This window comes from Pseudomonas sp. EA_35y_Pfl2_R5 (genome assembly GCF_963970805.1).
Taxonomy (GTDB): domain Bacteria; phylum Pseudomonadota; class Gammaproteobacteria; order Pseudomonadales; family Pseudomonadaceae; genus Aquipseudomonas.
Genome location: NZ_CAXAOW010000008.1, coordinates 81,760 through 100,633 on the forward strand (window position 1 = coordinate 81,760; position 18,874 = coordinate 100,633).

Consider the following 18,874-nt stretch of genomic DNA (forward strand, 5'->3'; position numbering starts at 1 on the left):
AGCGCAATGCCGCCATTAAGACAAACGAGTCTCGAGAGATCAGACCAAAGCGCTTCTTCTCTTGAGCTCAGTGTTGAGAATGAAGTCATTTTCCGAGTAGTCGACCGGGCAATCGATCACGTGCACGCCCGGCTCGCTGATGCAACGCTGCAACAGTGGCAGGAAGCCGTCAGCGCTTTCCACTCGATGGCCCTTGGCACCGTAGCTTTGCGCATACATGACGAAATCCGGGTTGCCATAGTCCAGGCCAAAATCGGTGAAGCCCATGTTCGCCTGCTTCCAGCGGATCATGCCGTAGCCGTTGTCGCGCAGGATGATGACCGTCAGATTCATCTTCAGGCGTACCGCTGTCTCCAACTCCTGGCTGTTCATCATGAAGCCCCCGTCGCCACACACTGCGACCACCGGCCGATCCGGGCAGACCAGGTGCGCAGCCATGGCCGACGGCAGGCCCGCGCCCATGGTCGCCAGAGCGTTGTCCAATAACACCGTGTTGGGTTTGTGGGCTTTGTAATTGCGCGCGAACCAGATTTTGTAGATGCCATTGTCCAGCGCGACGACGCCTTCGGACGGCAAGGCACGACGTACGTCAGCGACGAAGCGCTGCGGGTAGATCGGGAAGCGGTTGTCGTCAGCTCCCTCGATGACGTGTTCTTCATTGGCTTCACGGATCGCCATCAACCGGCTGAAGTCCCAATGTTCCGGAATACTCAGCGCTTCGCCGATCTGCCATACGGCGTTGGCGATGTCACCGACCACTTCGATTTGCGGAAAGTACACCGGGTCAACTTCGGCCGAGCGGAAGTTGATGTGGATCACTTCGGTACCGCCAATGACCATAAAAAACGGTGGCTTTTCGATGACATCGTGGCCGATGTTGACGATCAGATCGGCGGCCTCGACGGCGCGATGAACGAAGTCACCAGCGGACAGCGCGGCATTGCCGAGAAAGCGCGGATGACGCTCACTCGGAGCGCCGCACGCCCGAGCAGCGCTTCCCACACTGTTCCGCCGACCAGGGTCAGACTTGCTGCCTCAAGATGGCTCAGTGATGGCGGCTTGTGCCCGATGATGCTTTCGGCCGCAACGTGGTACTCGGCATAACTGCCTGGGCCGTCGAATATTTGCGGGGTGTACCAGACCTCGTCTCCCGGAGCGAAGCTCGTCACACCCGGCCCGACCTCTTCGACAACACCCGATACGTCGTGCCCGGTAATGGCTGGCAGTGGCACATAGTCGGGATAATCGCCACGCCGAACCTGATAATCCAACGGGTTGATGGAGGTTGCGTGTACACGCACCAGGACTTGTCCCGCACCCGGCACTGGCTTGGGCACGTCGCTAAGCTCGAACGACTCAGGGCCGCCAAATGATTTCAGCATCATCGCTTTCATTGTAAATCCTCGTATCTATAGAGGCTTCCGCATGTTCGATGTCGAGCATGTTTTAGCGTACGAGCCACAAAGAGGTCGTAGGCTGCGCCCTTGCTTGGTCCCCGGTGCCGGGTAGATAAAGAGAATATTTCCGAGCGGCAGGAACTTGGATTGGACCAAACTGCGGTTTTGGAATCAGTTTGCGACGATAAATATCGGGCCAGTGAGCTCAACCGTCAGTTGACCCGATGAGTCCTCGCAATGTGGAAGTCTTAGAAAGCAGCATTCCCCATGGAAAAGCCGCTCCCTCAATCGTTATTTAAAGCCAGCCCAGCTACCTATAACGCTTGTTCTTGTGCTGCTGGCCTAGTCGTTTAGCTGGTACGCATTAACTTTTTGGCGCTCGCTGAGACGGTCAGCGCACCCTCGGCTACACGCAAACGCTCCGTCTGAATCCCAAGATCAGGGCTTGTACAGCTCACATTGGATCATCATGACGATGCTCATAAGTGATTGAGCAGGTTTTTTGGCAGCCGCCGCAGGAGGGGAGACGAATGGCGGGAAGAGATCAGATTGGTCTGTAGGGCGTCGCCATTAGACTTAATCGTAACTGCAGAAAGCCCTCAAAATGCAGAACGAAAATATTCACACCACGCACAAGAAGGCCTGTTTGCAAGATGTGTTTGCTCGCACGGACACCATCAATCAGACCAGCGTTCTTATTTCTGTGCTTCGCGTGACTCCGTCAAAATCCAAAAATAAGCCCCAACACCAGTTGGGGCTTATTGTTTTCTCAGCCTCTAATCAGGCCGCGAGACCAACCCCCATCATCAAAAAACATTTATCGGGTAATCCACAAACACACGCACTTCATTACCGCTAACGTTGTATTCGCTCGACTTCTTCGACACGCGCAAAACCGAGCTACGCAGTTTCACGGAGAGGTCTTTGGCCGTGCCACTTTGTACGACGTATTTGAACTGATTAAATATCTCGCGCTCGGTCCCCCCTTCGCTGGTTGACGTGGTGATGTTATCGCCGCGCACATAAGCCACGCTGTAACTCAGACCCGGGATGCCGAACGTGCTGAAGTCCAGACCGTAGCCCAGTTGCCAACTGCGTTCGTCTTCGGCGTTGAAGTCAGACCAGAAGGAGTTTGCCAGGTAGATAGTGTTGCCGCCGTCGCCGACGCGACCTTGGTCTTTCTGGTAGCCGCTAAAGGCGTAGCCCAGGTTACTATCGCCGCTGCTGCGCTGGTGAGCGATGATGAACGAGTGCGGACCTTTGACGTAGGTGGCGGCCAGACTCCAGATCTTGTTGTCGTCGCCAGTGGCGCCGCTTTGGCGAACGTAGCTATCTTCCAGCTTGGTGCGATAGCCGTTGAAGTCCAGGGTCAGGGACTGATCCTGGTCGGTCGGGAATACGTAGTTGGCGTTCACGTACTGCTTCTTCAACACGTTTTCAACGTCGGACGCATAAGCCGCTGCCGTGAACTGTTCGGTGAACTGGTAGCTACCACCTAAGACGTTGATCGACTTCAGGCCGCCACTGTCTCGGCCTTGGGCGCTTTTACGCGATTGGGCGGTGAAGCGACCGGCATTAAGCTCCAGCCCTTTGATCTCCTTGGAGGTAATCAGAGTGCCCGTGTAGCTTTCCGGCAGCAGGCGGCCATTGTGATAGCTCAACACCGGCAGGGCCGGCATCTGGTCGCCGTAGGTCAGTGTGGTGCTGGAGAGGCGGAATTTGACTGCCGCACCGCTCTTCGACAGGTCATCAGCCGCGCTGCCGCTGTTACCTTTTTTGAAAAAGTCGATACCTTGTGCACCGGTACGACCTTTGCCGCCATCTAGTCGCAGTGCGTACAGGCCGAAAGCGTCCACGCCCACACCGACGGTGCCTTGGGTGAAACCGGACGAGAACGTACCGATGGCAGCTTGGCCCCACTCGGCTTTGTCCTCTCGACCATCTTTGTAGTCACGACTTATGTAAGCATTACGCAGCAGCACATTGAGGCTGCTGCCTTCAATAAAACCCATGGATTCGGTTTGGTCGTTACCCATGACCTGCGTTGCGCTCAACATCCCCAGAGCGATCAAGCTGATTCGCTTTTTAAACATTTTATTTTCCTAACAGCGGGCTGAGTCGGGCCTGTGACCTCAAAAGTCAGCTGGCCCGATGAGTCCTCGCAATGTGAAAGTCTTAGAAAGCAGCATTGCCCATGGAAAATGCCGCTCCCTCAATGTGGTAGACCGTCGGTTCTTCCGAGAAGTACTCCTCTAAGCCTTCCATGAACACCTGATGGTCTTCACTCGCCTCGAAGCTCTTGTGGTCCTCGAGCGAGCGCCAGCGCACGATGAGGTTGAGTACCTGGGGCGTTTCGATGCCTTGGGCGAGCATGTGGCCGCCGTAACCCGCTGCGCGTTTGAGCAACGGTTCGACCTCGGCAAATGCACGTTTGAAATTCTCAATGCGTTCTTTGTGAACGGGGAGCAGGGCGATCTCATAAATCATGACGTTTCCTCGAAAATGACTTGGACGGTTTATAAGACGCACTTACGGGATGAGCGATGGCTCGACTGCAATCACGATTTTCCCTTGCAGACCGTTGTTGCGGCTCTCCAGCCGTGCATGGGCGAGCCCAAGGTCGGCCAGCGAATAGACCGCGCCAACATGCGGGCGCAGCTGACCGCGCTCTACCAACGTACTCAGCTCGTCCAACTTGCCGCGGTTTTGTCGGGTGAACACGAAGTGATAGCTCGCGTTCTTGCCCCAGGCTTCAATGAGATTTTGTGGCTGGGCAATGTCCACAATCGAGACCACGCGGCCCAGTTGGGCGAGCGCGTCGGGGCTGCGCGTCAGTGTGTTGCCGCCAATGGTGTCGAACACCACATCAACGCCCTGGCCGCCGGTTTCCCGAAGGATGGCGTCGACGTAATCCTCTTTTTCGTAGTCGATCAGTACATCAGCACCCATGTTGCGCGCGAACTCAAAGTTGGCTTCGCGCACGGTCGTGAAGACCCGCGCTCCAATGGCTTTTGCCACCTGGATCGCGACATGACCGACGCCGCCTGCGCCGCCGTGGATCAGAATGCTTTCCCCTACTCTGAGCGCCACACGCCCGATCAGTGCTTCCCACACTGTTCCGCCGACCAGGGTCAGACTTGCTGCCTCAAGATGGCTCAGTGATTGCGGCTTAAGCCCAATGATGCTTTCGGCCGCAACGTGGTACTCGGCATAGCTGCCTGGGCCGTCGAATATTTGCGGGGTGTACCAGACCTCGTCTCCCGGAGCGAAGCTCGTCACACCCGGCCCGACTTCTTCGACAACGCCCGATACGTCGTGCCCGGTAATGGCTGGCAGTGGCACATAGTCGGGATAATCGCCACGCCGAACCTGATAATCCAACGGGTTGATGGAGGTTGCGTGTACACGCACCAGGACTTGCCCTGCACCCGGCACTGGCTTTGGTACGTCGCTAAGTTCGAACGACTCAGGGCCGCCAAATGCTTTCAGAATCATCGCTTTCATTTGTAAATCCTCGTATCGACAAAAATGGATACCGGTATATCTCGATATCATAGGATAAAATGTTACAGCTCCCTGCCTATTGTCTCGGCAAGAGCACAGATGTTTGCTTCATTCCGCTTGTAGTAGGTCCACTGGCCTATACGCCGGACTTCGACCAAGCCCACTCGTTGCAGAGTTGCAAGATAGCCAGACACCGTTGACTGCGACAGCCCGATGCCTTCTTGGATACTACTGACGCAGACTCCCACGACGAGAACGTCACCTTCATCCTGCGGAGGGAAGTTCTTTGCGGGGTCCTTCAAACCTTTCAAAATCTTAAGGCGTGTAGGATTTGAGAGCGCTTTGAATATTTCGATTAATTCCATAACTTTATAATACCGAGATTTACCGATATATCAATACAAGAATCAACCGCCGTTATTTAAAGTCAGCCCAGCTACCTATAACGCTTGATCTTGTCCCATCCGATAGGTGGTTTAGCTGGTACGCGTTAGCTTTTTTTGGCGCTCGGTAAGACGGTCGCTACCACCTTCGGCTACACGCAGACGATCCATCTGGCGGTCATGTACACGGTCGCCACCACCTTCAGCTACACGCAAACGCTCCTTCTGGCGCTCAAGTAAGCGATCAGCACCACCTTCGGCTTGCAGGTCGAGGCCTAAACCTATGAGGTTTTTTACACTGCTGTCCTGCTTTTCACTTAACAGCGGCGGCGGATTGCTGGCTGGCAGGGCAAAGGCACTGATTGACAGACTGCCCAGGATCACAGCGGTAAGGATTTGCTTTTTCATGTTCAGACTCCTCGTATCGATAAAAATAGATACCGAGATATTTCGATATTTTAAGTTAAAAATTTACGCTTCCAGCTCCTTGCCTATTAGCTCGACAAGAACACTGACGTTTGCTTCATTCCGCTTGCAGTAGACCCACTGACCTATGCACCGGGCTTCGATAACCCCAACAGGGCTTGAGAGCGCGTTGAAGAAATCGATCAACCCATGGCTCAATAATATCGAGATTTACCGATATGTCAATACAAAGTTGACCGTCCATCGTTTTCTAGAATCCGCCCTGCACCTAGAACGCTTTCTCTTGCCTCATAGATCAGGTTGGCCTAGCTGGTAGCTCATTAGCTTTTTTGGCGTGCGCTAAGACGGTCAGCGCCACCTTCGGCTATCGGCCCGCGTCGACAGCGCTTCGTGGCCGCCGCATCACCTGGTTACCTGACGCAGAACGGCACACCGCAGCATCCCCGCGACCTGCTTAACCATCGTCTGATCGGTCACCGTTTCGAGAGCGGCAAGCTAGGGGTGTGGGAATTTGAAAAAGACGGCACCACCATACGCGTACCGCCGCAGGGGCCGCTGCTCAGCTCATCCCAGGACCTTGAAGTGGGCGCAGCGATAGGCGGTGTTGGGATTATCTACACCTTCGAGGAGTACCTCGGACCGTTGATCAAGCAGGGCTCGCTATTGCCGGTACTCAAGGACTGGTGGCAGGTATTCGACGGCCCCTACCTTTACTACAACGACCGCAGGCACGTGCCTTCGCCCCTTCGGGCATTTATAGATTTTCTAAAAACCGAGACCTAGACAGGCTGAATCACCCCTATTTTTGTAGAAACATCGGAGCGGCCGCTTTTGGCCGACTCCGGCCAGTTTACCGGCTGACAAAATCGTAGAGTGTCACCACCACTCTGACACGTGAGCTTGTGCCAGACAGTGCGACAGCATGCGAGGGCTGACCGATACGTCGGCCTGTGGCAGCCCCATCGTGGGTGTAGTTGTTAGCACGGTGCTGATCAATGGTCTGCCAGCGGCGACATTGGGCAGTACGGGTGGCCACGGCAGTGTGGTCGTTGGCGGCTCAGGCAGCGTGATCATCGGTAACTCCGCAGTCGCGGCACCCTTTACCGCGCCAACGCCATTATCCATAGCTGCAGTCGCAGCGCCGGCGGCAGCTGCAAAAGCGTCCGAGAACCAACCGCCGGCCACGGCTCCCGTTGCGCAGCCTGCCCAGCAAGCGGCAGCCACAACCGCAACCGCGTCGGCTATAGCGCAACCGGTTCAGTCAACGGATCGAGTTGCAGCGGCCAAGGAGATCGTGGACACCTTTGAGTGCTCGGCGTCTCAGAGTCGTGTTTTCAACGACCGCGATCATCCAATGGGCACGGCAAGTGATCCATTTGAGAAAAGCAAAGTCATAGAACAGCTGCGAGTACGCATCGCAAGATCCCAAGGCCAGCACGTTTCGACCAAGGAAAGAATCACTCCATTTCCCAACCAGCAAGAGACAAGCCTGTGCGGGCCAGCTGTTTTCTTTTATGCACTGCTGGTGGATCGCCCCGATCTTTACACCCAGGCGATCATCGAGCTGTGGGAAACAGGTGAAACGACCATAGGGCAGCTGCATATCAAGCCAAGTTACGATTGCCGCAACCCAAAGAAATTCAGCCATACGGCGGCAGGGGATCGTATATCCGCGATTGACTGGATTTCGTTGGCCAGCCTGCGCGACAGCGAAAACGACCTCTTCGATTACGACTCGCCCGGTGATCAGATCCCTGGGATTACCCTACCGGGGAAAGTGAAAGCCTGGTTCACCAAAGCCGGCGCCACCGTGGTGTTCGACAACATCCAATTCCTCGGGCATATCAATCAAGAGGAACTCGTGGAGCTGTTGAGCTATGCGGGCGGCCAACATCATGTCGCCTCGCTGATCTCTGCCTCGATGGTGGAAGGCGGCGCAGGGGTCGGGAAAAACCATTGGATCGCCTGGGAAAAGCCCCCGCACACTCAAGGCGGCCGAGTCGATCAAACCACCTTGCCGGTAGAAGTTATCGTCGACTCCAAGCTGTTCTCCTGGGGCCAATCCATGCACCAAGTAACGCGGGGCTATACGCTCAAACAGCTCCTCAAGGACGTATTCGGCGGGATCGTATTCAGCCGAATCCCATGACCAGGAAGGAACCCCATATGCTGCGGAAACTGCTTTTTGCCCTCTGCCTAACACTACCGCTTGCTGGCTGCGAAGCAGGTATCGTTGGAAATACGCTGGCGGGCTGTGCCATGCAGCCCGAGCCCACGCTACTACCCGAGAGCCTACCCGTAGCCGCAGTGGGCGAGCCCTATAGCGTACAACTCGAAGTGATCAACACCTCGACGCCCGTGCATGGCATCTATGTGAATGATGCCTACGCCCTGCCTGAAGGGCTTTGGGTCGAACACCAAGATCGCGACTCGCATGGCCTTATCATCGGCACACCGCTCAAGGCCGGCACCTATGAAGTGCACATGTCCGCTGGTACGTACGGCACCCAATGCACTGGGCGTAGAGCAAGCCGAGTCTACAACCTTGTGGTCACCGAATAACGAACCTCGCTTAACACCAGAGCCCCAAGCACGGGGCGATTCAGAGCCGCCCGGTAAGCAGACTGTCCTCAGTCCATGGACTGAGGACAGAGATCACCTCACCCCGCTCAAACCCTAGGGCGCAGCCATGGGCCTCGTCATGCCGGCTGGTTTGTGGCCTTTAAGCCACAAATGATAGCTAACACGTGTATTTTGTAGCCCGCGAGCCACAGTTCCAGCCTGGCAGCACTTGTCTAAATGTAGCCCAAGAGCTACATTTTCAGCCATTAGATCTATTTTTGATGCCCGAGGGCTACAAATGACCTCTCTCTACGATGTTTCCGAAATGCTGAAACAGGCACGCGGTGATGCCAAGCTGAGCCAAGAGGCATTGGCCAGCAGCGCAGGGGTATCACGCTCCACTGTTGCGCGCATGGAAACACTGGCTAAAGGCGATATGAGTGTCTCGGTGCTGGTTCGGCTGCTGGAAGCGGCAGGCTATGACTTGAAGCTGGTTAAGGCCGGTCACGAACGCACGGTTGAAGACATCCTCAACGAGCAGCGGTCAGGGAGCGCTTGAGCATGATCCTCGACGTCCACGTCAGCTCAAGGCCGGTGGCCAAGCTCTATCGGGAGCGCGATGAATACGTACTGAAATACTTGCCAGGAACAGCACCGGAGGACTTCATCAGCCTCACTATGCCGGCGCGCGAAGAAGCATGGCGCTGGCCCCGCGATCTGTTCCCATTTTTTCGGCAGAACCTACCCGAAGGGTATTTGCTGGGCGTCATCCGCGAAGAATTTGGCCCGCTGCTCGATGGCACCGACCTGTCGCTGCTGGGCGTGGTGGGGGGCACCGGCATCGGCAGAGTCTCAGTCACGCCTGAAGGCATCCAGCCTGGCGTCGAAATGGCACCGTTAGAGATAAGCCATCTGCTCAAGGCGGAAAACACCAGCGAACGGTTCGCCGCACTGGTACGGCAATATGCTCGGGTAGCCGTGTCGGGGGTCGTACCAAAGTTCATTGCCACCGACGCCGCCGAGTCTCGGGAGCCGCTAGGCAAACCGACCCTGCGCACCGGCTTTCACATCATCAAAGGCTCCGATGCCACTACCCCTTTTCTAGGCTTCAACGAGTTCTACACCATGCGCGTACTGGAGCGGCTAAATGTCGTGCCGGTCGCAGCCTGTCGCATGTCAGAGGACGGCAAAATCCTGGTAGTGGATCGTTTCGACGTGGACGAGCAAGGCATCCCCCGCTGCGGAGTCGAAGACGCCTGCGGGCTGCTGGGTTTGCCGCCACATGAAAAGTACGCCCCCACCACCGAGCGGGTATGGAAGGCCACACGGGCCTATATCCCCGCTGACCGCCTGCAAGCGCAACGCGAGCACCTGGGCTGGCAGCTGCTGACCAACTACGTGGTGCGTAATGCCGACTGCCACGCGAAGAACATCGCGCTGTTTTACACCTCGCGTGCCGACGTGGCCTTTACCCCGATCTATGACCTGGTGACCACTCAGGCCTACCCGCGCTTCGCCAGCAACCCACCTGGCCTGTCCGTAGGCGGAAGACAAACCTGGACACCGGGCCGTTCGCTGGAAACCTTTTTCAAAGCCGTCCTAGGTATTCCACCGCGCCAGTATGCCGCCATGGTCGAGCAACTCTGCGAGTCCGCCGTAGCGGTCGGCAGAGAAGTGATCGAGGCCGCGAAAAACGAGCCCGCCTGGCGCGATGTGGCCAAACACATGGTGCATGCCTGGAACGAGGGTATGGAGACATTGCGCAGCCCCAAAGCCGCCCCGCATTTTCGTGGCTTGGACACCGCCATCGAAGAAGCCGGCTTCTCAGGGCCGCGCAAACCAGAACGCAGCCGAGAGGTGATTGGCCGCTCTGAATTGCTGGCAAAGAAGCGCTGAACTGATAACGCAGGGCCAACGGCTGCAGATCACGCCCCCAAAAACAGTGCGCTACGACGCCATCGTGAGCCGATTAGCCGGACTATTCGGCTCACGAAATGAGCCGAATACAACCAATAAATATCATCGTGCCATTACGCCTAATTTCGGTACTATCCGGTTAACTCAGGATTACTGAAGGTTGGGAAATGGACTTCACCCCCGTCATCGCACAGGTCTGGGACATGTTGAGCTGGTTTATTCCGCTCATGCTGCTGATCACGCTGCTCAAGTCACCTTGGGCCAAGGGCCATATTGGCGAACTCCTGGTGCGGCTGTTTGCCCATTGGCAGTTGGACAAGCAGACCTACCGCCGCCTGCACAACGTCACGCTGAACACCCCTGACGGCACCACGCAGATCGACCACGTATTCCTCTCGCCCTACGGCATCTTCGTGCTGGAAACGAAGAACATGAGCGGTTGGATCTTCGGCAGCGAAAAGCAGGCGCAGTGGACGCAGAAGCTCTACAAACGCACCTTCAAATTCCAGAACCCGCTGCGGCAGAACTACAAACACCTTAAAGCGCTGGAAACCACCCTTGGCGTTAACCCCGAGCACCTGCACTCGGTGATCATCTTTGTCGGTGGTAGCACCTTCAAAACCGAAGTGCCGGCCAACGTCACCCAGGGCATCGGCTTTATCCGCTATATCAAATCATTCCAGCAGCCGGTATTCAGCGCGGCTGAAACCGACGCCATGCTGCACGCCCTGCAAACCGGCCGCCGCGCGTCAACCCTCGCCACCCAGCACGAGCATGTGCAAAACCTTAAACGCAGGAGTGATCCGACAGCCGAGCGGCGATGTCCGAAGTGTGGCAGTGCGCTGTTGATTCGTACCGTGAAATCAGGGGCGAAAGCGGGGTCGCAGTTTTGGGGCTGCTCGGGGTTTCCAAAGTGCAGGACCATGCAGAGTATTTGAAATGGGGAAGATGCATGGAAATGGTGATCTATCCGCTATATCCGTCATTGAAGGTAAATTTTGAGGTAAGGCGAAAAACGCAGAGCCTTATCTGACTGAACGATTGATAACCAAGGAAGCACAATGCACATCATGGGTGGTTTATACCGAGAATTATGCGATATACCTTCGTGGGATTGCACGATGGGCTCGGGAGTCCGCGCAGCGATGGCTACGGCCGACCTATCACCCGGCTCTGAACTTCATACCTACGCATCTTCCGCAGACGATGCTGCAATTCGGGCACTTCTAAGTAGAGGAGTGACCGTTAAAACTACTGCCCGCCCATCGTCCATCGTATTTGCCTACTTTCACCCCTTATCTTCTCCCCATGTCGAACCACCGCGAGAAGCAATCGGCCACCTTCCTACGTTGCGCGTAACAGCGGAGGCAGTATTGCGATTTGGATTTCTGGAGGGCGATGCTACCGTCACAGCCGATCGTGCTGTTTATGATCCACAGACCTGGCGTAACCCAAAGCCATTTTCGGCAAATGGCTCGACTGCAAGCGAATTAGCGCTGGTGCTCAACGAACTTGAGCTCCGTGAAGCTACTGGTATCGACAACCTCGATCAAGCCGCACGCCACCTGATAAACGAGACGGGCGCTCAAGTTGTTGTTGTCAAAAAGGGCGCTTGCGGTGCATCGGTTTATGAGGCTGCGGGCAACGTCTCCCATGTGCCGGCTTACCGTTCAAGCAAGATTTTTAAAATCGGCACAGGAGACATTTTCAGCGCGGTATTTGCAGTGTATTGGGCGGAAAGAAAAATGCCTGCCACCCAAGCAGCTGATTTGGCGTCGCGGTCAGTTTCGCTTTATTGTGAAACGCGCACATTTAAATTTGACCCACTTTCACTTTCTCAGCGTCTTCCCGTTGCAGCGGTAGCGGGTGCACGGATTTGCATTGAGGGGGGTACCGAATCCATCGGCCAACGTTACACCCTGGAAGAAGCCCGCTTTGCCTTGCGCGAACTGGGAATGGAAGTGATGTGCCCAGAGACGGAACAAGAGGCCGACGGTTGGAACGCGGATGCCACGCTCGTCATCGACGATGGCCTATCCCAACATGCGCTGATTCGGATTCGGAAAGCTCAGGCGCAAGGAAGGCCAATCGTCGTGCTGCACGAGCGATTAAGCACGACAGTCTCGCTGACCAAGGATATTGAGGTAACAGATGACTTCGCATCAGCCATCTACCTCGCTGCTTGGGCAGCAGGTGAAAGCGTAGCCGCGAACCGATCATAACAATAAATGGCATCGCCCTAGGGTTGTGCAATGGAATGTAACCAGTTGAGGCCCGACCAACCAATGGCGGACGTTTACATCATTTATGCCAAGGAAGACCGTCACACCGCAGTTAAGGTTCGAGACCTCCTCTCGCCCTCATGGAGTGTCTGGCTGGACGACCTTATCGTTGGCGATTTCAACTCAGTTATAAAAGAGAACATTCAGAGTACGAAATGCGTAATCGCGCTGTATTCATCTTTCGCGAGTAAACCAGCCGTGACGGGGGAGCTCAGCCTAGCGAGTAAATACGGCAAAACGGTTATCCCATTGATTTTGGATGATAGCGATCCGCCTTATCCGTATGGGCACTTCAGTAGCGTTGATTTCCGCGCATGGCAAGGAGACGTGGACGCAGAAGCAGTGAAAATGCTGCAGGTGAAGATAGGTGAAGTCGTCAAACCTCGATGCCCGCCAAGTCGACTTGAAGCGGTTTATAACGGACTGTTGCCGATTCCGAACGTGTTCATGTCCGTTTCATCTCATGAGACCCAGTTCAAACCCACCGCGGCGCTGAGCGTGTTGAAGGCGCACAACACTAAATCAATCCTGGTCTCTGCATACGATCTGGTGAAATCCAAAGAACGCAAAAAGATGGTCAAGGAAATTCAGGCCTACCGCAGGCAAGGTGGGTTCGTCCTGATTGACTCAGGGAACTATGAAGCCGACCGCATGGGCGACAAGGACTGGACTCCAGCGCACTTCAAGGAGGCTTTGCTGGGTACACCTCATGACTGGGCGTTTTGCTTTGATAAAATGACCCCGAATAAGAATCCGGACAAAGCAATTGAAGAGGTTGTCCGGGCAGTAAGACGAGACTCCAAGCACACCCTGGCTCCTGTACTGCCCATCGTCCATGTGTCGCAAGATGAGGCCGGCTTGGCACGCCTGCCTCAAATAGTACGAGGGGTGTCCGAACAGCTCCGCCCTCTGGTCATCGCGGTTGCTGAAAGAGAATTGGGGGCAGGCCTGGCGCTTCGGGCAAAAACGATGAAGCGAGTAAGGACAGAGCTTGACAAACTGCCCTACTACCAGCCCATCCATCTGCTGGGCACCGGAAACCCATGGAGCATCGCTGTATTGGTAGCCGCAGGAGCTGACACATTTGACGGCTTGGAATGGTGCCGATTTTCCATCGACCCCAGACGGGGCCGCCTTCATCACTTCCAGCATTTTGACTTTTTCAAAAATGCGGGGGATCGCACACCATTTCTCGACATGGTGGATGCCAACCCTGACATTGAATATGCGGGCCAGGTCGCCCTGTATAATCTGGAATACTATCAAGAGTTTGGGCACATAATGCGCTCCATGATTGCAACCAAGGACGCCGAGCTTTTCGCGACAGGCATCGTGCGAATGTTCAATGCCCAAGAGCTAAGAAAGCTCTTCCCGGAGATATTTCCATGACCACCTATAGCGCCGAGGCACTGTCTAGAGCGGTAGCCGCGGTCTGCCCTGACATCCGCCTGCGCATTGAGGAGGGGGTAGTGTCAGACGAGCGCCACCTCTGGTGGGAGTTGTCATGCTGCATCCTGAGCAGCCAGGTACCCTATCCACTTGCCATGGCGGCAGCAGATGCAATAGATGCACGGGGACTTCTTCATCAAGTATGGGGAGATCAGGAAGACCTCGCCGAGCGTTTGTTTGAGGTACTGAGCACTCCTCTGGATGTAGAAGGCAAAAAACGTAGCTACAGGTTCCCCAAAGCCAAAGCCGGTCACCTGGCATCGACTTGGGCGGCGGTAGAAGGCACTGGTGGCTCCCTAAAAGCCTTAATCAGCATGGACGTCAAAGACGCACGGGCATGGCTGGTTGCTCACGCCTGTGGCATTGGGCCTAAGCAAGCCAGCATGTTCTTACGCAACTGTGGAGTCACCTATGACTTGGCAATCCTGGATCGGCATGTTCTCAATTACATGTCTGCACAAGGCATTTACTCAGGCGCCCAAGCGTCCATTTCTGGGCTGAGCCAGTACGGTCGTCATGAAGAGCGACTGCGCGACCATGCGCGAGAGATGGACTGTCCGGTCGGGCTGCTCGACTGGGCAATATGGATCGTCATGCGCGTCGCGAACCGCAAGCAGGAGGCTATTTTAGTATGAGCATCGTGACACTCGTTTCCGGGGGGCTGGACTCCACACTGGTCGCAAAACTGGCGATAGAAGAAGGCTTGCGAACTTATCCGCTTTTCGTTGATTACGGTCAGCGGGCACGTGATAAGGAACTAGCTGCCTGTAGGCTGGCCATGAAGAGGTTGGGCCTTCCCGAGCCCGAGATCGCTGATTTGTCGGGCTTCGGGAAGTTGATACGTTCAGGGCTTACGGATCCAAATCTCCACATCATCGACGACGCCTTCACCCCAGGGCGAAATATGCTTTTCCTGTTAATTGCGGCTGCATATGCCCATCAGAAAAATGCAGATGCCATTTCAATAGGCCTGCTTCATGAAAGCACCAGCCTGTTCCCCGATCAGACCTCTGGATTCCTGACCGAGGCCGAACACATGATATGCCTCTGCATGGGCAAGCAGATCAAGGTGCTCGCCCCCCTGGCGTCGTTTACAAAACCTGATGTCGTTGTATTGGCAGCCGAAAAGGGTATTACGCAGACGTATTCCTGCCATCTGGGCGAGGAACATGCGTGTGGTAACTGCATTGCTTGCAACGAATTCAAATTTGAGGGAAACCAGTAATGGGCGGGAGCAGCTCAGGTGGATGGAGCCGACTCGGCGATGTTAAATCGCTGGAGCAAAAAGCCAAGGCGGCGCTCAACGAGGGCAAGCGCAACGTATTTATCAGTTTCGCGACTGAGGACATGGATGAGGTCAATCTGCTACGAGCTCAGGCAAAAAATGACAATAACGATATCGAGTTCAACGATCACTCCGTGCGCGAGCCCTACGACAGCGATCAAGCAGAGTACATCAAGCGCAAAATTTCAGAACGCATCAACCGCGCCTCGGTGACTGTTGTATATATCTCCAACGACACTGCTCAGAGCAAGTGGGTTAAGTGGGAGGTTGAGAAGAGCCTGGAGCTTGGGAAGAAAGTGGTGGCTGTGCACTCGGGTAGTCGGTTCAACGGAACCGAACCCAAATGGATCTCAGAAAATGGGATCAAGACTGTTGCCTGGTCGAAACTCGCTGACGAGCTGAAGTAGGCGAACAACGCGCAGGGGCGTTACGCTAACTACCGCCTATCTGGACAACCTGAAAGGCCAACATCTATCTGTTCAGTTGTCCTTGCGCGCTTCCCACTGGGTATGTTCGCGCGAAAACGCATTCTCAGCGTCACCCACAAATTTCGACAAATCGTCATCTGAGGCTAGCTCTTGCGCTTGCTCTCGGATGAGGGTGATTTCGTGCGCGGTAAGGGTATAAGAGGCAGAAAGCTCGGTGAACCGCTTCGCCTGCATCCACGCCAGTAGGCTGGCTGCGACAACTATCAACACATCGGTAGGAAAATACTGGTACTGCACGTTGGCGATCTTGATCAACGAGCAAATGAAAGCGACGGCGTTCACGATGATCAGAGCCGTGAAAAAATACTTTGCCGCGCTAGTGTTGAATCTTGCCTTTCGCGAATACCAGTCCAACTGATCGTTGATACGGAACTCTACGTACGTATCACGTCGCAAAACGAAGTCACCAGCCCTTAGCTGCTTCATAACCGCAGTAAGTTGGTGCGCAGAAAGATGACTAATCAGCTTGTCTGATACCCCCGGATTCTGCCGCACCACCTGCGTAAGTTTTTGTAAGAGGTGTTGCTTTGCGGTCTCATCGCTTTCGTGAAAAGGCTCTGCCCTGGAAACGTAACGCCACGTTATCGTCTTGATGGACTCAGCGACTGCACGTCCAGAGTACCAAAGCCGCTCCGGCCTCTTGGCCGCCAAGTAAACTGAACTGGCTAATGCCCCGGCGAACAGCGCGGCCTGGATGGCAGCCGATATCCAATGCGGATAATTGATAACGGACACTACAGCAGCTGCCACCAATAGAATCAGATTAACAATAAGGGCGCTTAGGAAATGCGTTTGAGCATCCCCTGAGAGCTTGTCGGCCGCTTGGTAGAGACCTGGAAAATCAGAGCTTTGCATTAAACGGCCTCATAACCGAGATTGTTGAAACCACTGTCTGGGAAATGATAATTTCCGCGCAGGCTGTTGGTAGGGTGCCCCAACGCATGAGCGATGATAGCGACCGAGTAAGGGACGAAGACTGCTCCAACATCTTGCATTACAGGCGGACAAAGGTCCGCGTTGAGGTGACGGCCACCATCCAGGTTGACGCCGATCAGACTGCCTCCCGTCTCTATCGCGACCTAAATTTCCCAGCGCACATATTTGTGTTTTGATCGGGTGTCTCTGCCGATCAAAAGCATGAAGGTGCCTGCCATTTCGATGCGCTCTCGGCATCTACGTTTGATGTAGTCCTCATTCTCCGAGTCCAGGGCCATGCTCAGCTGACAATCGGCGAAATTGAAATCTAAACGGGTGTTCTCTTTCCATGCTCCCATCAGCTCGTACATGTGCCGAACGGTGCTGCTAAAACCAACAAATGTTCTAGGCAATCCCATTATTGCTCCTTGATTAGGCTGAAGCAGCACGCGCACTCATTTTTGGGCAGTAGAAAGCGCTGCCAGCCGCTCTGGCCTGATGGCGAACAGCTCATCCTTGCCAGCCATATAGGTGTCTATTTCCCACTGTGCGTCGGCTGCGCCCAAAAACTTGTGCTCGAAAGCCTTGGCTTCGGTCGGACTTTCGATGGCGAAATAGCAATTGGCTAACGTGGCATATATCCAGCGCTTGTCGGGGCGATCGAAAAAGTCCGCGGATTCAAATAGGGGCAGTAGCGACTTCACAATCATCTGGCGAATTTTATGGGCGCACATGAAATCGAACACTTTTTCGGAATGCTCTGCCTGAACCTGGGCACGAAACTCGAAGCAAAGCGCTAGGTTTTCGCCATTGTAATAGTCGCGTTTCACCTCAAATCCGCGTCGATAAAACTGGATCGCCGAATCGAGCGACTCGCGGTCGCCTTCACGCAACCACAGGCGCTTAGTGATCGCTCCGGCCACGCCCACAGTCTCGGGGTCGTTCGAGGCCTCAGGGTCCAATGTGCGGATGATTTCAAGGCCGGCGCGCAATGCCGAAATCTCATCGGGGAGCTTTGCCTTGTAAGTGGTCAATGCCAGTTTCTGCAGAATGTCAGGTTCGCCAGGCTTCATATCCCTGGCTGCCGCGAACTCCCTACTCGCTAGATCGTGCCGGCTTTGTCGCATGAACTTTTCACCTTCACGCATGTGACGAGAAAAGCGCTGCTGTGCTTCCTCGGCCTCCTCCAGCAGCTCTTCGTATTCTTCGTCGGACATTCTTGGCGAGAGGAGCTTGGGGAGAAATGTGTAAACAGGGCTGTCTACGGCTTGAGCATCCATTACAGCGCCAATAAGCTCCCCAAGAGCTTTAACAGCTCTTTTGGCTTCTCGCGCCAGAATGTCATCTCCGAAGTGTTGGTACCGAAATGTGCTGACATGGTTCAGGTCAAAGTACAGCTTGCCCTGATCCTCATTCATGATGATGGTTGAGTTGGGCCTGAGCGCGTGCCGCACGCCCAACTCATAAACGGCATTCACGTTTCCAGTAGAAATGTCAGCAATGACCAGATCGGCTCTAAGGAGCATCTCGTACATTTTTACATCGATAAACCCTGACTGCGTAATTTCATCAGCCCTGATACACCTCAAGCCTTGAGAAGTGACGGCAGGCTCGATAATGGTCTCGTAGGTGGCATTCAGATCAAGCGTGCGACCGGTTTCATATTCAGTTTTTTTCCCGAACCCCATTACTACAAAGCATACTTTCACTTCCATCTTCCCATGTCAGCGATATGTTTCGGTTAGGCTCGCACGTTGCGTTGCCAGTATATTTTGAGAACGAAACATTATACGGCATCAGTCGGACGGCTTTGAGCTGGGGGGCAGTACGGGCGATCCAAGGCTCAGAGATATCAAAAGCCCCTTCTGATCAACGACTACGCCGGCGCTAAAAGCAGGTCTCGCGTAAATACCTGGGCTCGTTGTGAACAACTATAAGCAAAACAGAGGCCGGAGCCGGCACTTAGTAGAGTACGGAACGACCGTTAACGACAGTACAATAGCGGTACAGTGCTCAGCTTCAGGCACTTTCGGAATAATTCGCTCGAAACCAGTAACCACGCTGCTTTCAGCTTACTGTACCTACGTTAAGCTACTTGCGATTTTACTGGGCTTGCAGCGTTTCTAGGCAACTCATAATCCTTTGGTCCACGGTTCGAGTCCGTGTGGGCCCACCAACTCCAAAGCCGCGCACTGCGCGGCTTTTTCATGCCTGCAGAAAAGCACAGCTGCTCAATCTTCGTGCGGCCCGGCCTTCCTTCTCTGCC

17 protein-coding genes and 4 pseudogenes are annotated in these 18,874 nt (G+C 54.8%); 11 read left to right on the plus strand and 10 right to left on the minus strand.

The genetic code is table 11. The features are described from left to right. Positions 1 to 39 precede the first annotated feature (39 nt). The 7 genes and pseudogenes from AACX99_RS14805 to AACX99_RS14835 form a co-directional block, all read right to left on the minus strand. Positions 40 to 978 (minus strand): annotated as a pseudogene (locus tag AACX99_RS14805) (thiamine pyrophosphate-dependent enzyme); the annotation flags it as partial. Further along, positions 966 to 1,394 (minus strand): annotated as a pseudogene (locus AACX99_RS14810) (alcohol dehydrogenase catalytic domain-containing protein); the annotation flags it as partial. The pseudogenes AACX99_RS14810 and AACX99_RS14805, both read right to left, overlap by 13 nt. 809 nt (positions 1,395 to 2,203) lie before the next feature. After that, positions 2,204 to 3,490, minus strand: a complete 1,287-nt coding sequence (locus AACX99_RS14815) for an OprD family porin (RefSeq protein ID WP_339412954.1) — start codon at positions 3,488 to 3,490, stop codon at positions 2,204 to 2,206. Positions 3,491 to 3,572: 82 nt separating this feature from the next. Further along, the gene (locus AACX99_RS14820) at positions 3,573 to 3,884 is read right to left on the minus strand and encodes an antibiotic biosynthesis monooxygenase family protein (protein WP_339412956.1); all 312 of its coding nucleotides are present in this window, start codon (positions 3,882 to 3,884) and stop codon (positions 3,573 to 3,575) included. Positions 3,885 to 3,926: 42 nt separating this feature from the next. Further along, entirely contained in the window at positions 3,927 to 4,901 is a 975-nt protein-coding gene (locus tag AACX99_RS14825) for a zinc-dependent alcohol dehydrogenase family protein (protein ID WP_339412958.1), read from the minus strand. A gap of 62 nt (positions 4,902 to 4,963) precedes the next feature. Next, entirely contained in the window at positions 4,964 to 5,266 is a 303-nt protein-coding gene (locus AACX99_RS14830) for an ArsR/SmtB family transcription factor (RefSeq protein ID WP_339412960.1), read from the minus strand. 111 nt (positions 5,267 to 5,377) lie between these two features. Next, positions 5,378 to 5,692, minus strand: a complete 315-nt coding sequence (locus AACX99_RS14835; RefSeq protein ID WP_339412961.1) for a hypothetical protein — start codon at positions 5,690 to 5,692, stop codon at positions 5,378 to 5,380. Positions 5,693 to 6,076: 384 nt separating this feature from the next. On the opposite strand from AACX99_RS14835, the pseudogene AACX99_RS14845 reads away from it, so the two are divergent. The 11 genes and pseudogenes from AACX99_RS14845 to AACX99_RS14895 all read left to right on the plus strand — a co-directional run. Further along, positions 6,077 to 6,493 (plus strand): annotated as a pseudogene (locus AACX99_RS14845) (LysR substrate-binding domain-containing protein); the annotation flags it as partial. A 148-nt stretch (positions 6,494 to 6,641) separates the two neighbouring features. After that, positions 6,642 to 6,836: pseudogene (locus AACX99_RS22235) on the plus strand (PAAR domain-containing protein); the annotation flags it as partial. 1,133 nt (positions 6,837 to 7,969) lie between these two features. Beyond that, complete coding sequence (locus AACX99_RS14855; RefSeq protein ID WP_339412963.1) at positions 7,970 to 8,272, plus strand: putative Ig domain-containing protein; 303 nt, start codon at positions 7,970 to 7,972, stop codon at positions 8,270 to 8,272. A gap of 298 nt (positions 8,273 to 8,570) precedes the next feature. Then, positions 8,571 to 8,831, plus strand: a complete 261-nt coding sequence (locus AACX99_RS14860; protein WP_339412964.1) for a helix-turn-helix transcriptional regulator — start codon at positions 8,571 to 8,573, stop codon at positions 8,829 to 8,831. Positions 8,832 to 8,833: 2 nt separating this feature from the next. Continuing rightward, positions 8,834 to 10,168: a type II toxin-antitoxin system HipA family toxin gene (locus AACX99_RS14865; RefSeq protein ID WP_339412965.1), complete on the plus strand. Its 1,335-nt coding sequence runs from the start codon at positions 8,834 to 8,836 to the stop codon at positions 10,166 to 10,168. A gap of 188 nt (positions 10,169 to 10,356) precedes the next feature. Next, on the plus strand, positions 10,357 to 11,127 hold the full coding sequence (locus AACX99_RS14870; protein ID WP_339412967.1) for a nuclease-related domain-containing protein: 771 nt from the start codon (positions 10,357 to 10,359) through the stop codon (positions 11,125 to 11,127). Positions 11,128 to 11,250: 123 nt separating this feature from the next. After that, positions 11,251 to 12,411, plus strand: a complete 1,161-nt coding sequence (locus AACX99_RS14875; RefSeq protein ID WP_339412969.1) for a carbohydrate kinase family protein — start codon at positions 11,251 to 11,253, stop codon at positions 12,409 to 12,411. 63 nt (positions 12,412 to 12,474) lie between these two features. Continuing rightward, a complete protein-coding gene (locus AACX99_RS14880) occupies positions 12,475 to 13,860 on the plus strand; it encodes a TIR domain-containing protein (RefSeq protein ID WP_339412971.1) in 1,386 nt (461 codons plus the stop codon). Further along, the gene (locus AACX99_RS14885; RefSeq protein WP_339412972.1) at positions 13,857 to 14,555 is read left to right on the plus strand and encodes an 8-oxoguanine DNA glycosylase; all 699 of its coding nucleotides are present in this window, start codon (positions 13,857 to 13,859) and stop codon (positions 14,553 to 14,555) included. Before AACX99_RS14880 ends, AACX99_RS14885 begins: the two co-directional genes overlap by 4 nt. After that, the gene (locus tag AACX99_RS14890) at positions 14,552 to 15,145 is read left to right on the plus strand and encodes a 7-cyano-7-deazaguanine synthase (protein WP_339412974.1); all 594 of its coding nucleotides are present in this window, start codon (positions 14,552 to 14,554) and stop codon (positions 15,143 to 15,145) included. Before AACX99_RS14885 ends, AACX99_RS14890 begins: the two co-directional genes overlap by 4 nt. Beyond that, on the plus strand, positions 15,145 to 15,612 hold the full coding sequence (locus AACX99_RS14895) for a TIR domain-containing protein (protein WP_339412976.1): 468 nt from the start codon (positions 15,145 to 15,147) through the stop codon (positions 15,610 to 15,612). The genes AACX99_RS14890 and AACX99_RS14895 overlap by 1 nt, the downstream gene beginning before the upstream one ends. A gap of 72 nt (positions 15,613 to 15,684) precedes the next feature. On the opposite strand, the gene AACX99_RS14900 is transcribed toward AACX99_RS14895, so the two are convergent. From AACX99_RS14900 to AACX99_RS14910, 3 genes are all read right to left on the minus strand, one after another. Further along, positions 15,685 to 16,548 carry a DUF4231 domain-containing protein gene (locus AACX99_RS14900; RefSeq protein WP_339412978.1) on the minus strand — a complete coding sequence of 288 codons (864 nt, stop codon included), beginning with the start codon at positions 16,546 to 16,548 and terminating at the stop codon, positions 15,685 to 15,687. 224 nt (positions 16,549 to 16,772) lie between these two features. Further along, the gene (locus AACX99_RS14905; protein ID WP_339412980.1) at positions 16,773 to 17,027 is read right to left on the minus strand and encodes a TIR domain-containing protein; all 255 of its coding nucleotides are present in this window, start codon (positions 17,025 to 17,027) and stop codon (positions 16,773 to 16,775) included. 36 nt (positions 17,028 to 17,063) lie between these two features. Next, positions 17,064 to 18,323: a TRAFs-binding domain-containing protein gene (locus AACX99_RS14910; protein ID WP_339412982.1), complete on the minus strand. Its 1,260-nt coding sequence runs from the start codon at positions 18,321 to 18,323 to the stop codon at positions 17,064 to 17,066. Positions 18,324 to 18,874 lie beyond the last annotated feature (551 nt).

Coding starts and splice junctions, on each gene's coding strand:
- AACX99_RS14865 (WP_339412965.1), top strand. CDS start 8,834: ATGATCCTCGACGTCCACGTCAGCTCAAGGCCGGTGGCCAAGCTCTAT.
- AACX99_RS14825 (WP_339412958.1), bottom strand. CDS start 4,901: ATGAAAGCGATGATTCTGAAAGCATTTGGCGGCCCTGAGTCGTTCGAA.
- AACX99_RS14835 (WP_339412961.1), bottom strand. CDS start 5,692: ATGAAAAAGCAAATCCTTACCGCTGTGATCCTGGGCAGTCTGTCAATC.
- AACX99_RS14870 (WP_339412967.1), top strand. CDS start 10,357: ATGGACTTCACCCCCGTCATCGCACAGGTCTGGGACATGTTGAGCTGG.
- AACX99_RS14830 (WP_339412960.1), bottom strand. CDS start 5,266: ATGGAATTAATCGAAATATTCAAAGCGCTCTCAAATCCTACACGCCTT.
- AACX99_RS14880 (WP_339412971.1), top strand. CDS start 12,475: ATGGCGGACGTTTACATCATTTATGCCAAGGAAGACCGTCACACCGCA.
- AACX99_RS14900 (WP_339412978.1), bottom strand. CDS start 16,548: ATGCAAAGCTCTGATTTTCCAGGTCTCTACCAAGCGGCCGACAAGCTC.
- AACX99_RS14910 (WP_339412982.1), bottom strand. CDS start 18,323: ATGGAAGTGAAAGTATGCTTTGTAGTAATGGGGTTCGGGAAAAAAACT.
- AACX99_RS14895 (WP_339412976.1), top strand. CDS start 15,145: ATGGGCGGGAGCAGCTCAGGTGGATGGAGCCGACTCGGCGATGTTAAA.
- AACX99_RS14815 (WP_339412954.1), bottom strand. CDS start 3,490: ATGTTTAAAAAGCGAATCAGCTTGATCGCTCTGGGGATGTTGAGCGCA.
- AACX99_RS14885 (WP_339412972.1), top strand. CDS start 13,857: ATGACCACCTATAGCGCCGAGGCACTGTCTAGAGCGGTAGCCGCGGTC.
- AACX99_RS14890 (WP_339412974.1), top strand. CDS start 14,552: ATGAGCATCGTGACACTCGTTTCCGGGGGGCTGGACTCCACACTGGTC.
- AACX99_RS14875 (WP_339412969.1), top strand. CDS start 11,251: ATGCACATCATGGGTGGTTTATACCGAGAATTATGCGATATACCTTCG.
- AACX99_RS14860 (WP_339412964.1), top strand. CDS start 8,571: ATGACCTCTCTCTACGATGTTTCCGAAATGCTGAAACAGGCACGCGGT.
- AACX99_RS14905 (WP_339412980.1), bottom strand. CDS start 17,027: ATGGGATTGCCTAGAACATTTGTTGGTTTTAGCAGCACCGTTCGGCAC.
- AACX99_RS14855 (WP_339412963.1), top strand. CDS start 7,970: ATGCAGCCCGAGCCCACGCTACTACCCGAGAGCCTACCCGTAGCCGCA.
- AACX99_RS14820 (WP_339412956.1), bottom strand. CDS start 3,884: ATGATTTATGAGATCGCCCTGCTCCCCGTTCACAAAGAACGCATTGAG.